10 protein-coding genes and 1 tRNA gene are annotated in these 12,567 nt (G+C 69.8%); 5 read left to right on the forward strand and 6 right to left on the reverse strand.

Annotated elements, in window-relative coordinates:
• Both gcl and ACZ6ZD_RS21155 read right to left on the reverse strand, forming a co-directional pair.
• Positions 1-1,767 carry a glyoxylate carboligase gene (gcl, locus tag ACZ6ZD_RS21150; protein ID WP_465674589.1) on the reverse strand — a complete coding sequence of 589 codons (1,767 nt, stop codon included), beginning with the start codon at positions 1,765-1,767 and terminating at the stop codon, positions 1-3.
• 57 nt (positions 1,768-1,824) lie between these two features.
• Positions 1,825-2,622: a hydroxypyruvate isomerase family protein gene (locus ACZ6ZD_RS21155; RefSeq protein WP_465674591.1), complete on the reverse strand. Its 798-nt coding sequence runs from the start codon at positions 2,620-2,622 to the stop codon at positions 1,825-1,827.
• A gap of 262 nt (positions 2,623-2,884) precedes the next feature.
• Between ACZ6ZD_RS21155 and ACZ6ZD_RS21160 the strand changes: the two genes are divergently transcribed.
• Positions 2,885-3,088, forward strand: a complete 204-nt coding sequence (locus tag ACZ6ZD_RS21160; RefSeq protein ID WP_171671343.1) for a cold-shock protein — start codon at positions 2,885-2,887, stop codon at positions 3,086-3,088.
• Positions 3,089-3,132: 44 nt separating this feature from the next.
• Here the strand turns inward: ACZ6ZD_RS21160 and ACZ6ZD_RS21165 are convergent, their stop codons facing one another.
• From ACZ6ZD_RS21165 to ACZ6ZD_RS21175, 3 genes are read right to left on the reverse strand one after another with little or no spacing between them, the layout of a single operon-like run.
• Positions 3,133-3,603 carry a GNAT family N-acetyltransferase gene (locus tag ACZ6ZD_RS21165; RefSeq protein WP_465674593.1) on the reverse strand — a complete coding sequence of 157 codons (471 nt, stop codon included), beginning with the start codon at positions 3,601-3,603 and terminating at the stop codon, positions 3,133-3,135.
• On the reverse strand, positions 3,600-3,998 hold the full coding sequence (locus tag ACZ6ZD_RS21170; protein WP_465674595.1) for a M23 family metallopeptidase: 399 nt from the start codon (positions 3,996-3,998) through the stop codon (positions 3,600-3,602). Before ACZ6ZD_RS21170 ends, ACZ6ZD_RS21165 begins: the two co-directional genes overlap by 4 nt.
• A 33-nt stretch (positions 3,999-4,031) precedes the next feature.
• Complete coding sequence (locus tag ACZ6ZD_RS21175) at positions 4,032-7,214, reverse strand: tetratricopeptide repeat protein (RefSeq protein ID WP_465674596.1); 3,183 nt, start codon at positions 7,212-7,214, stop codon at positions 4,032-4,034.
• A 190-nt stretch (positions 7,215-7,404) separates the two neighbouring features.
• On the opposite strand from ACZ6ZD_RS21175, the gene orn reads away from it, so the two are divergent.
• Complete coding sequence (gene orn / locus ACZ6ZD_RS21180) at positions 7,405-8,001, forward strand: oligoribonuclease (protein ID WP_465674598.1); 597 nt, start codon at positions 7,405-7,407, stop codon at positions 7,999-8,001.
• 69 nt (positions 8,002-8,070) lie between these two features.
• Positions 8,071-8,143: transfer RNA gene (locus ACZ6ZD_RS21185), tRNA-His, on the forward strand.
• Positions 8,144-8,442: 299 nt separating this feature from the next.
• On the opposite strand, the gene ACZ6ZD_RS21190 is transcribed toward ACZ6ZD_RS21185, so the two are convergent.
• Entirely contained in the window at positions 8,443-11,316 is a 2,874-nt protein-coding gene (locus ACZ6ZD_RS21190) for a helix-turn-helix transcriptional regulator (protein ID WP_465674600.1), read from the reverse strand.
• Between the two features lie 134 nt (positions 11,317-11,450).
• On the opposite strand from ACZ6ZD_RS21190, the gene ACZ6ZD_RS21195 reads away from it, so the two are divergent.
• Positions 11,451-12,101, forward strand: a complete 651-nt coding sequence (locus tag ACZ6ZD_RS21195; RefSeq protein WP_465674602.1) for a DUF998 domain-containing protein — start codon at positions 11,451-11,453, stop codon at positions 12,099-12,101.
• 11 nt (positions 12,102-12,112) lie between these two features.
• Complete coding sequence (locus ACZ6ZD_RS21200; protein WP_465674604.1) at positions 12,113-12,451, forward strand: YciI family protein; 339 nt, start codon at positions 12,113-12,115, stop codon at positions 12,449-12,451.
• Positions 12,452-12,567 lie beyond the last annotated feature (116 nt).

A 12,567-nucleotide genomic window follows, 5' to 3' on the forward strand; every position in this document is an offset into this window, starting at 1 on the left:
TCACTCCCTCGGGCCGGAGGCGGTCGGGACCGGGTGCCGGACGTCGGTGAGCTCCTCGAACTCCACGACATTGGAGATCTCGGTGCCCATGGCAACATTCGTGACGCGCTCCAGGATCACCTCGACGATCACCGGGACGCGGAACTCGGCGAGCAGCTTCTTGGCCTCGTCCAGGGCCGGCTGGATCCCGTCGGGTTCGAAGACCCGGACGGCCTTGCAGCCCAGGCCTTCGGCCACCTTGACGTGGTCGACGCCGTACCCGGCCAGCTCCGGGGTGTTGATGTTGTCGAAGGCGAGCTGGACGCAGAAGTCCATGTCGAAGTTGCGCTGCGCCTGCCGGATCAGGCCGAGGTAGGCGTTGTTCACCACGACGTGGATGTAGGGGATGTTGAACTGCGCCCCGACCGCCAGCTCCTCGATCAGGAACTGGAAGTCGTAGTCGCCGGACAGCGCGACGACCGGCGTGTCCGGGTCGGCGACGGCGACGCCGAGCGCGGCCGGGCCGGTCCACCCCAGCGGACCGGCCTGACCCGCGTTGATCCAGTGCCGCGGCCGGTAGACGTGCAGCATCTGCGCGGCCTGGATCTGCGACAAACCGATCGTGCTCACGTACCGCGTCTCCGGCCCGAAGGCGTTGTTCATCTCCTGGTAGACGCGCTGCGGCTTGATCGGGACGTTGTCGAAATCGGTACGCCGCCGCAGCCGCGCCTTGCGATCGCGACAGGCCGCGGCCCACTCCGAGCGGTCGTCGAGCGGCGTCTGCTGCCGGGCGACGTGCAGCAGCACCTCGAGCGCAGCCTTGGCGTCGGAGACGATCCCGAGGTCCGGCGCGAAGACTCGGCCGATCTGCGTCGGCTCGATGTCGATGTGGACGAACTTGCGGCCCTCGCGATAGACGTCGAGCCCGCCGGTGTGCCGGTTCGCCCAGCGGTTGCCGATCCCGATCACCAGGTCGGCGGCCAGCATCGTCTCGTTGCCGTAGCGGTGCGAGGTCTGCAGGCCGACCATCCCGGCCATCAGCCGGTGGTCGTCGGGAATCGTCCCCCAGCCCATCAGCGTCGGCACGACCGGCACGTTGGTCAGCTCGGCGAACTCGACCAGCAGGTCCGCCGCATCGGCGTTCACGATGCCGCCACCGGCCACGATCAGCGGCCGCTCCGCCTGCGCGAGCAACTGCAGCACGGCCTTCGCCTGCGCGACGCTGGCCCGGGGTGTTGCCACCGGCAACGGTGTGTAGAGCTCCGGATCGAAGTCGATCTCGGTCAGCTGGACGTCGAGCGGCAGGTCGATCAGCACCGGCCCGGGACGGCCGGAACGCATGATCTGGAAGGCCTTCTGGAACGCACCGGGGACCTGAGCCGCCTCCAGTACGGTCACCGACCATTTCGTCACCGGCTCCGCGATCGACGTGATGTCGACGGCCTGGAAATCCTCCTTGTGCAGCTTGGCGACCGGCGCCTGGCCGGTGATGCAGAGGATCGGGATCGAGTCGGCGCTCGCGGAGTACAGGCCGGTGATCATGTCGGTGCCGGCCGGCCCCGACGTACCGACACAGACGCCGAGATTGCCGGCCCGGGCCCGGGTGTACCCCTCGGCCATGTGCGAGGCGCCCTCGACGTGCCGGGCGAGGACGTGCCGCAACTCGCCCTGGGCGCGGACGGCGGCGTAGAACGGGTTGATGGCCGCTCCGGGCAGGCCGAAGAGGTGGGTGACGCCTTCGAGGCGGAGGATCTCCACCGCGGCGCGGGCAGCGGTCATTCGGGGCATACCAGCTCCAATCGAACAGGAACGAGCGGTACTGCGGTGTCAGAGCGCGTCTCAGGCTCAGCGGATCCAGTCGAAGCTCTCCGCGGTACTGCCGGACGGCTTGTACTCCAGGGCGATCCAGCCCGCGTAGCCCGCGGTGGCGAGCTCGGCGAGGTGCTGGTCGACGGGGATCTTCCCGGTGCCGGGTTCGTTCCGGCCGGGGGCGTCGGCGAGCTGGACGTGCGCGATCCGGTCCGCGTACGTCGCGATCGCCGTACTCACGTCGTCCCCGTTGACGGTCAGGTGGTAGAGGTCGAGGAGCAGCCCGAGGCTGGTGACGCCGGATTCGGCCTCGACGCGCTCGATGACCTGGACGACGTCGGCCGCCGTCCGGAGCGGATAGCGGTCGGCGCCGCTGACGGGCTCGACCAGGACGACGCCGCCGAAGTCGGCCGCCGCGGTGGCCGCGAGCGCGAGGTTCGCCACGGCCAGCTCGTCCTGGGCCGCCGCGCTGAACCCCTCGGCCCGGTTGCCGTACAGGGCGTTGAACGCCCGGCAGCCGAGCCGCTCGCCGATGCCCAGCGTGACCGGGATGTTGTCGCGGAACTCCAGCGCCCGCTGCGGCCACGAGACCAGGCCGCGGTCACCGCCCGGCATGTCGCCGGCGGCGAAGTTCAGCCCGATCAGCTGGACGCCGGCGTCCCGGATCGCGCGCTCGAACGCGTCCACCTCGGCGTCGCCGGGCAGGTGCGTGTCGAACGGCCACCAGAACTCCACGGCCTCGAAACCGGCCGCCTTGGCTGCCGCGGGCCGCTCCAGCAACGGCAGCTCGGTGAACAGGATCGAGCAGTTGACGGCGAATCGGGCAGACGGCATCGATCCCACCTTCCGTGGTTTTGTATACGGGATACAGTAGGCGTGAGCCCGGATGCGGTCAAGATCACACCGGCGGCAAGCGCTCGCCGGATCGCCGGCCCCGAGCTGCGGCGGGTTGTGCTACGGTTACCAGCGGTTGCAGTTTTGCAGTTCCTCGTTCGTTCTTGACGCCCGCGGATTTGTGATCCGCAGGGCGTTTTTCTCGTTCCGGGCCGGATTGACGGCAACCGACATCTCATTACCCATCAGAGAGCGGTACATCATGGCCAGCGGAACAGTGAAGTGGTTCAACGGCGAGAAGGGCTTCGGCTTCATCTCCCAGGACGGCGGCGGCGCCGACGTCTTCGTGCACTACTCGGCGATCAACACCCAGGGCTTCAAGACCCTGGACGAGAACCAGCGCGTCGAGTTCGACCTGACCCAGGGCCAGAAGGGCCCGCAGGCGGAGAACGTCCGCCCGGTCTGAAGTCTTGTGGAGCGGGCCCGGTCGCTGGTCGACCGGGCCCGTTCTCATGTCCAGAGGTACTCGCCGTCGACAAGGGTGTCCGTCCGGGTGAGTCCCACCGCGGTGGCGACGGCCGCCGAGGCGTGGTGGTCGGGGTGAATGGTGGCGGTGATCCGCTCGACGCCCTGGGCGTTCAGCCAGGTGACGAGGCCCTGAGCGGCCTCCTTGGCGTAGCCGTGCCCCTGCCAGGCGGTGCCGACCACCCAGGCGATCTCCGCCGCGCCGTCCGTGCTGACGGTGGCCTGGACGTAGCCGACCAGCTCCTCGGTCCGGAGGACCCAGTTGAGCCATTGCTCGGTCGGTGAGCCGGCGACCTGACGCTCGTAGCGGGCGGTCAGCTGGTCGACGGACGGCGGTTCGCCGCCGGTGAAGGTGTAGAGCGCAGGGTCCGCGAGGACGGCGGCCATCGGCTCGGCGTACTCGACGCGGAGCGGCAGGGCCTGGAGGCGTGCGGTGGCGAACGGAGTGGCGATCACGGGTGCACGGTAGCGCCAGGCGGCTCGGCGGCTCCCTCCACGGCCGACTCACCTGGCGCCACCACCCGCATCCGGGCGTTGGTGTGCAGATCGAACTGAGGCTTCCGGACGCCGTCGCCCCGCTCCTCGTAGTGCAGATGCGAGCCGGCGGCTGCGCCGAGCACCTCACCGGTCTCCACGGTCTCCCCCTCGCTGACCGTGGGACCGGACAACGGCCGGTAAAGGTGCTGGATCGCGTTCGTCTCGACGACGACCAGCTCGCCCCGCACTTGCAGGACCACACCGGCCAGCGTCGCCCGGACCGACGTCCCGGGCGTGGTCCGGTAATCCCGCCCTGGGTGGTCCGCTGCGTCGTACTCGCGGATCACCGTTGGGTTGTGCACCGGCGCTGCCATGTGCAGATCGTGCGAAGCGACCTTCAGACAGTCTTAAAGGCGTGCTGGGAACGGTGCAGGCTCTACTTCCAGCTCACCCATCCGCTGGACGTAGGTGCGGTAGGCGCGGCGGGCCTCGCCGTGGGCGCCGCTGGCCTGGAAAGCGGTCACCAGGCCCAGGTGCGCGCGTTCGTCGTACTGGTCGCGCTGCAGGATGCGGAGCAGGTAGCCGGCCACGGCGTCCGGGTCGCGCCGTCCGCGCTCGGCCAGGACTCGCGCCACCCGGACGTACAGCGCCCGCGCCTCTTCGCGCATACCTGCGGCCCAGTCGGCGTACACGTCTTCTTCCAGGAAGTCTCCGCTGTACGCCGCCTCGGCTGTGCGCAGCTGCCGGAGGTCACCGGCGTTGAGCCCTTCACGGGCGTCCCGGAGGAAGAGCTCGACGTCGACGGCCGCCTGATCGCCGTCCAGCCAGATCGTCGCCCGGTCGGCGCCGACGAAGTGGTCGGCGGCGTACTTCTTCTCCGGGTCCAGCACGGAGCGGACGGTCGATAGCGCGACAGAGAGCCTCGGTGAGGCGACCGCCTCGTCCTGCTCGGGCCAGAGGAAGTCGAGGAGCTGGACGCGCGCCACCGGGCGGCAGCGGCGGGCCACGAGGATCTTGAGCAGGTCTCGGGCCTTCTTGGACGGCCACTCCCCCAGCTGGATCGCCTTGCCGTCTCGGAGGACGCGGAAACCGCCCAAACACTCGACTCGGACGGCGGCCGGTCCGGTCTGGTCGCTGGTGGCCAGCGCCGCAGCGGCGTACCGGGTCGCACCGGCGGCCAGAAAGCGTTGGTGGGCCCGCATGGCAAGCTCACGGCCTTCTGCACCCGGAGTGCGCTTGGCGAGCATCAGCTCGGCACGGGCCTCCCCCAGCTGGTCGCCCAGCTCACTCCGAATGTTCAGCACTTCATGAAGGACGGCGGCGCCGCTGGCTTCGGCGTACAGCTCAAGGGCATCGGCCAGCCCGGCGCGGTCGCGACGCTTGCGGCAGAGCGCGGCGGCGTCCTCCGCTGTCGACGCCGCCTCGACCTTGTTGCCGGCGTGCAGAGTCACCCAGCCGAGAGCAACCAGCGCGCCGGACTGGCCCAGGACCGGGCCGTAGGCAACAGCCTGCCGTGCGAGCTCAGCCAGCTCAGCTGCACGCTCTGGCTCCTCAACTGCTAGGACTCGAGCCAGGCCCGCCAGCGACGGAACCAGGGACTGCATGTCCTTGGTTTCCTCGGCGATCGCCTTGGCCTCCTCGAAACAGGCCCTGGCCATCGCGCGGTCACCACGCTGCCGGTAGACCTCGCCGAGCACGGACAGCGGCTGCGCAACCCGTTTGGAGTCGAGCTTCTGGTAGAGCGCTCGGGATGCCTCCAGCTCCCCGATCGCCTCGTCCAGCCGCCCTAGGTGCAGTAGCGCCTCACCGCGGTTGTTCAGTGCCAGTGCGCGGAAGACTGCGAAGCCTGCGCGGTCGGCCAGCTCCAGGGCGACGTCCAGCTCCTTCAGACCGGGCTCGTAGTCGCCCTCGCTGATGTGGTGCGACGAACGGTTCACGCGGATCCGGATCGACTGCAGGAGGTCACCTGCGCGCTCTGCGTGCTCCAACGCCCGTAGGTAGTTCGAGGAGTTGCCGTTCGGGTCGCTGTCGACGGCGGCCAGCATGGCGAGAACGGTGTGCGAGATGGCCAGCGCCCGGTCGTCGCCCTTGGCCGCTGCGTACGCTGCGTTGACGAGCGTCCGGCACTCGTCGAACTCGCCGCGCAGCCAGTGCGCGCCCGCCCACCAAGCCTGGAGCAGAGCCTCGTCAATCGGTTGTGCACCGTTGATCCGGCCACGCTGGTAGGTCGCTATCGCGACATCGGTCTGGCCGCGGAGGTGGTGGATCAGACCGAGCCGCCAGGCGACTCCGACCGGGATCTCGCCGTCCGGCTCGATGATGCGGTCGAAGCACTCGACGGCGCCCTGCCAGTCACCGAGGACCTGACGCGCCTCCCCCTCGAGCTGATCCATCGCCTGGTCGCGATGCTCGGCCGGCAAGGCGGTCACAGCTGCGACGACTACCTCGGCCAGGCCGCCGCTGACCATCGCATGCCCGGTGTCGGTGAGCATGCGAACCGCTCTGGCGGGGTCGACGACCTGGTAGCAGGCCAGGGCGTCGCGGTGTTCACCGACCGACTCAAACCACTGCCCGGCGTCCAGAGTGAGTTTTGTCAGCTCCTCGGCGTCCACAGTCAGTCTGTCGTTGGCGAAGTTCTTGACGAGTGGATTGAGTTCGTAGCCGTCTGCGTCTCCTGCGGAGACGAGTAGGCCGCGGGTCCGCAGCTGCTGCAGAGTCTCGACGCCACTCGTCAGGCCGATCGCCTGACAGAGGTCTGTCCCGAACCGGGGCAGTACGGCGACGCCGGCGACCAGGCGTCGTACGGCCACCGGCTCGGCGGCAAAGACCTCCTCGGCCAGGTAGTCGTAGAGGGGACCGTCTGAGCGCAGCGCACGCTGCAGGCGGCCCAACCGCTCGGCTGGCGGCGCCGTCCGCAGAGCCTCGACTGCAAGCCGGACTGCGGCCGGCCAACCCTGGACTGCGGACTGCAGGGACTCAGCTAGCTCTTCGGTGCCGTCACCGAGCACTGTCTCCAGTACGGCGAGTGTCTCGGCCACTGTGAACGCCAGACTGGTCGCATCGATCTCCAGCACCTGGCCGCGGCCCCGGAGCCGGTCGATCCCGAAGGGCATCGAGGTGCGGGAGGCAACAATCAGGTGCACGTTCGGCGGCGCGATCCGGACCAGGCCCTCGATCAGCCTGCTGGCCGGCGCATCTGGGCCCAGCTCGTGCAGATCGTCCAGAACGAGGACGAGGTCGTCGTCGAGGTTCTGGGCGAGCGCATCGGCCAGGAGAGCGGCGTACGCGAAGGCACGAGTCTGCTGCTCCGCATCGGCGTCCGGGCCCCGCGGGCTCTGCAGCTCGGCCGGAATGGCTGCCAGCGCAGGCACCTGACTGCGGAGCGCGTCAACCAGGCGAGCGACCATGCCGGCGAGGGAGGCGTCCTCGGCGCGGACCGTATGCCACGCACAGCTCCGCCCGGCCGCCCACGCCGACAGCAGCGTCGACTTGCCGAAGCCGGCGTCCGCTACGACGGTCAGCAACCGCCGCCGCGCACCCTCGTCCAGCAACGACGTCAGCCGCGGCCTCACCACGGTCCCCTCCGCCACCGGCGCCTCCCCTCCCCAATCCCGAACAGGACAGCACCACCGGCTACCGCTTCGCAACCGTGTTGACACGGAATGCACCGGGTGAATTGCCGGAACGGCCGGTCTCGGAACGGCATCGGCCACCGGAAAGTCCGCCGATACCGCCCGGCGGGCGCACGACCGTCGGCGCCCGGTCGTAGGGTGGGTGCCCATGAACGACCGGCTGGTGTGGATCGACTGCGAGATGACCGGGCTCGACCTGGCGGCGGACGCCTTGATCGAGGTCGCGGTGCTCGTCACGGACTACGAGCTCAACGTGCTCGACGACGGCATCGACCTGGTGATCGCACCGCCGCCCGGCGCGCTCGACCAGATGGGCGACTTCGTCCGCAACATGCACACCGAGTCCGGCCTGCTCGCCGAGCTCGACCAGGGCATCGCGCTGGCCGACGCCGAGCAGCAGGTCCTCGACTACATCGCCGGCTTCGTCAAGGAGCCCCGCAAGGCCGCCCTGGCCGGCAACTCCGTCGGCACCGACCGCACCTTCCTGGTCCGCGACATGCCGCGCGTCGAGTCCCACCTGCACTACCGCAACGTCGACGTCAGCTCGATCAAGGAGCTCGTCCGCCGCTGGTACCCGCGCGTCTACTACGCCACCCCCGCCAAGACCGGCAACCACCGCGCCCTGGCCGACATCCGCGAGAGCATCCACGAGCTCCGCTACTACCGCGAGACCGTTTTCGTCCCCCAGCCCGGCCCCGATTCCGACACCGCCCGCGCCGCCGCCGCACTCGTCACCGGCGCCTGAACCCCCCGATTTTTACTCTCGCCCCTCCCTCGCTATGATTACGCAGCCGCCGCAGTTGAGGCGGTAATGGTGGGTGTAGCTCAGCTGGTAGAGCACCTGGTTGTGGTCCAGGTGGCCGCGGGTTCGAGTCCCGTCACTCACCCTCAGGCGAAGGCGACCCATGTCCGCGGAGAGCGCGGACCGGGTCGCCTTCGGCATTTGTGCGCCTGCGCTCCGCTTGGCGCGAGCGGGGGCTCCGCCACCCGCACCCCCTACGACCTCGCTTCGCTCGTCGGCGGGCTCGGCTTACGCGATCGGCTGACCACTCGCTTCGCTCGTCGGCGGGGTTGGGTTGGGCGATCGGGTGATTACTCGCTTTGCTCGTTGGCGGGGTTGGGTTGGGCGATCGGGTGACTACTCGCGTCCTGGGCGGGCACGTGCCCGCTTGGAGCTGATTTGGGCTTAGTGGGGGTGGGTGGGGATCAGGTTGTGGGTGTGGGCTTTGGCGGCGGCTTCGGTTCTGGTGGTTGCGTTGAGTTTGCGGAGGATGCGGGCTACGTGGGTGGCTACGGTGTTGGTGGAGACGAAGAGTTCGCGGGCTATTTCGGCGTTGGAGAGGCCGCGGGCCAGTACTTGGAGGACTACGCGTTCGCGGGTGGTTAGGCCGAAGGGGGTTGGGGTGCGGGGTTGGGTGGGTAGGCCGGTGCGGGTGGAGAGGGTGGTTAGGTGGGAGAGGAGGGGGGCGGCGCGGAGGTCGGTTGCGAGGGTGAGGGCTTCTTGTAGGGCGGCGCGGGCGGCTGGTTTGTTGCCGGCGGCAAGTGCTGCGGTTGCTTGGCCGGTTAGGGACCAGGCTAGTTCGTAGGGGTCTTGGAGCTCTCGCCAGGCGGTGGTCGCGGTTTGCCAGGTTGCCTCGGAGTTTGTGGTGGCGGCGTCGAAGGAGCTCAGTGCGGCGGCTACGGTCGGCCATAGTGTGGCGGCTGGGGCTAGGGTGTGCCGTAGCTTGGTTAGGTCGGCGGTCGCTGAGTCGCTGGGCTTGTCTAGTGCGTGTTGGTAGTGCGCTCCGGCTAGCAGGAGCCAGGAGGCCTCGTACTGCAAGTCGGTGCCGCTGGCGGCGATGCGGTCTACCTCGGTGCGCAGGATGCGCTGCGCGGTCTTTGGGTCGGCGCGGTGGGTTGCCAGTCTTACTCGCAGGCCGGCGAGGATGGGCTGGAAGGCGGCTGGACGGCGGTCTCCGAACATCTGCTCGGTTTCGGTGATCAGGTGTTCGGCGCGGGCGGATTCGCCGCGCCGCAGGATGATCTGCGCGATGACGAAGCGCAGGACGGCCGCGTAGCGGGGCGGTGGGGCGTCGGCGAGTGCGTCGTCGACGACGTCCAGGGCTTCGTCCCAGCGGCCGAGGTAGAACAAGGCGTAGGCCCGGTTCTGGGCGAGGATGCTGCCCCGGGATCTGGCCAGGCCGACCCGTTCGGCCTCCTGCTGCGCGGCGCGCGTCACCTCGGCTGCCTCCACGCGGCGGCCGGCCTGCACCAGCGCCAAGCCGGCCCACTGCGACGCGGTCAAGGCGACCTGGTGGTCCCCGGCCCGGGTCGCGAGGACGCGCGCTGCGTCGTAGCGGGCCAGTGCGGCTGTGGTGGCGCCGGCGCGGCTGTCGACCCATCCCAGCGGTAACAGCGCTGCGGCCCGGAGGCCGTCGTCATCGACTCGCTCGGCGAGGTCGAGGGCCTCTTCAGCGGCAGTCAGAGCGCCGGAGCGATCATCGTCGATGCACTGCACGAAGGCCATCCAGGACAGCAGCTGACTCCGGACGGCGTCCGCCGAGCCCGCCGGAACGAGCTCGACCGCTGCGCTGAGCTCCTCAAGACCCGTGTTGTCGATCCGGTTGCGCAGCAGCCCTTTCAGGCCGAGGATCCACGCCGCGCGCTGCGGCTCCACCGCTGGGTCCACGTCGGCCAGGGCCGCCGTCGCATAGTCGACTCCCAGCACCGCTTGACCGGCGGCGTGGGCCGCCTCCACTGCTGCCGTCAGTACTTCGGACCGAGAGACCCCGAGGAGCTCGGCGGCATTGTCGACCTCGGACCAGGCCGCGAGGATCCGGCCGGCCAGGTTCAGCTCCTCGTCGTAGGCCGCCTGCCGGCGTGCGGCCCGGGCAGCTCCCCACGCTGCGGGCAACGCCGGCCCCGGCTCTCCGGCGGCGAACCAGTGCACGGCGAGGACGGCGGACTCCGTCGAGGTGTGGAAGGACGTCGCCTGCCGCCGGGACACCCGCAGCCGGTCGGCGATCGCCCGGGCGAAGCGGCCGTGCAACCGGCGCCGCTCCCCCGGCAGCAGAGAGGCGTAGACGGCTTCGCGGATCAGGTCGTGCCGGACGACGTACTGGTCGTCGCGAAGCACGACCTGGTTGCGGTCGAGCAGCTCACGCAACGGTTCGTCGATCGATTCGCCGATCACGTCGGACAGCAGCTCGTCCGTGACGCCCCGGCCGGCCACGCAGGCCGTCACCAGCAGTTGCCGTGCGGCCGGAGACAGGTCAGCCACCCGATCGAGTAAGAGCGTGCCGAGGTCCGCCGCGGAAGCACTGGCGTCTCGGAGTGCTTCGGCGAACAGCGGGTTCCCGCCGCTGCGCCGATAGATCTCGCTGCTGGTCAGGGGATCGGCCGACTGCTGATCGATTGCGGCCAGGAGCGCGCCGATCTCCCGGCGTCCGAGCGGTCCCAACTCCAGCCGGGTGACCTCCGCGCGACGACCGAGCTCGCGGAGCAGCTGGCGCGTCGGATGTCCCGGCGCCAGCTCGCCGGAGCGGATCGTCCCGACCAGCAGGACGGCGCGGTGCGCCAGATTGCGGGCGAGATAGACGAACAGCTCACGACTCGAGGCGTCGGACCAATGCAGGTCCTCGACGAGCACCACCACCGGTCTGTCCCGCGCCGCCCGGTCGAGGAGTGCAAGCACCTCCTCGTACAGACGCACCTGGCCACCCGCCACCTCCCGCAACGCCAGCTCCGGCCACCACTGCGCGAGCGCGGTCCCGTCGGCGGGAAGTTCGGCCCGGAGCCGGTCGGCTCCCCAATCGCGCAACAGGCCGCGCAGGACCGACACGAACGGCACCCACGGCGCTCCGTCGGCGCCGAGCTCGAGACAACCACCGGTCAGGACGAGCGGGTCGCCCGGGAGCCGCTCCGTCGCCGCGGTCACCAGGCGCGACTTCCCGATCCCCGCTTCTCCCGAGACGAGCACCGTCGCCGATTCACCGCTGCGTGACCGCTCGTACGCCGACTGGAAGGCCGCGAGCTCGTCCGTCCGCCCCACCAGGACCGGGCTGATGACTGTCGGAGCCATGCCGTCATCGTCGCACAGGCCGAGATCGCGGCATTTGTCATCAGATCTGGTGACGCCAGGGACGGTCCGCGAGCGACAAGGTAGAGCCATGACCAGGCCGCGCAGCCAAGCCCGCACCCACCTTGGAGCAACGAATGACCGCAACCGCAAGCACTCCGGCCAGTACGGTCGAGAGGACGCCGAACACCCGAACACTGCTGGGCGCGCTCGTGCTGTCCAGCCCGCTCTGGGCCGTCGTATCCCTGGCCCAGGTCGCGACCCGTGACGGATTCGACCTGACCAGGCACCCACTCAGCATGCTGGCCACCGGATCGCTGGCCTGGCTGCAGATCACCAACTTCGTCGTCGCCGGCTTGCTGGCCGTCGTCGCCGCCCCTGGCCTGGCCCGGGTCGTCCCGGGCAAATGGGTGCCGCGACTCGTCACGACGTACGGCGTCGGCTACATCCTCGCCGGCGTCTTCACGCTGGACCCCGGCGGAGGCTTCCCGGCCGACCACCCGGAGACGCCGACCACCCTCAGCTGGCACGCCGGACTCCATCTGCTGGCCGGCAGCATCGCCTTCATCGCACTGATGATCCTGCTGATCAGCTTCGGCCGGTCCTTCCTCCGGCGGGGCCAACGTGGCTGGGCCATCGCGGCCTTCGCCGGTGCGGCAGCCGTGCTGATCGGCGACGTGGCCTCGATGGCGCAGGTCGAAGCAGGCTCGCTGGTGATGGCCGTCGGCATCCTCTCCGCCATGCTCCTGCTCTCCGCGATCACCGCCAAACTCCGTTCCGAAATCTGAGGAGATTCATCATGAAGTTCGCACTCGTCTACCAGTACGACCCGACCACCGACAGCCCGACCGAAGCCGAGATCCCGGACTGGCTGAGCATCGACCAGGAGATCAAGGACTCCGGCGGCTACGTCTTCGCCGAGGGCTTCCACGCCACCAGCGCCGGCCGCACCGTCAGCCGCCGCACCGGCGAGCTGGTCGTGCGGGACGGCGTCGCCGCGACCTCCGGCCCGGTCGTCGCCGGGTTCATCGTGGTCGACGTCGACAACCTCGAAGCCGCCCAGGCCTGGGCCGAGAAAGTACCGACGGCCAACTACGGCAGCGTCGACATCCGCCCCGTCGTCGAGTGGAACGGCTGACGACGTCCGCTCCGGAACCGGGGGGGGGGTGGGGGGGGGAGGGGGGGGGGGGGGGGGGGGGGGGGGGGTGGGGGGGGGGGGGGGGGGGGGGGGGGCGGGTGGGGGTGGGGGGGGGG

This window comes from Kribbella sp. NPDC104218 (assembly GCF_055584105.1).

What these genes read in the sequence shown, in the direction of transcription:
- ACZ6ZD_RS21160 (WP_171671343.1), top strand. Translation starts at nt 2,885, where the DNA reads ATGGCCAGCGGAACAGTGAAGTGGTTCAACGGCGAGAAGGGCTTCGGC.
- gcl (WP_465674589.1), bottom strand. Translation starts at nt 1,767, where the DNA reads ATGCCCCGAATGACCGCTGCCCGCGCCGCGGTGGAGATCCTCCGCCTC.
- ACZ6ZD_RS21190 (WP_465674600.1), bottom strand. Translation starts at nt 11,316, where the DNA reads ATGGCTCCGACAGTCATCAGCCCGGTCCTGGTGGGGCGGACGGACGAG.
- ACZ6ZD_RS21200 (WP_465674604.1), top strand. Translation starts at nt 12,113, where the DNA reads ATGAAGTTCGCACTCGTCTACCAGTACGACCCGACCACCGACAGCCCG.
- ACZ6ZD_RS21170 (WP_465674595.1), bottom strand. Translation starts at nt 3,998, where the DNA reads ATGGCAGCGCCGGTGCACAACCCAACGGTGATCCGCGAGTACGACGCA.
- orn (WP_465674598.1), top strand. Translation starts at nt 7,405, where the DNA reads ATGAACGACCGGCTGGTGTGGATCGACTGCGAGATGACCGGGCTCGAC.
- ACZ6ZD_RS21155 (WP_465674591.1), bottom strand. Translation starts at nt 2,622, where the DNA reads ATGCCGTCTGCCCGATTCGCCGTCAACTGCTCGATCCTGTTCACCGAG.
- ACZ6ZD_RS21195 (WP_465674602.1), top strand. Translation starts at nt 11,451, where the DNA reads ATGACCGCAACCGCAAGCACTCCGGCCAGTACGGTCGAGAGGACGCCG.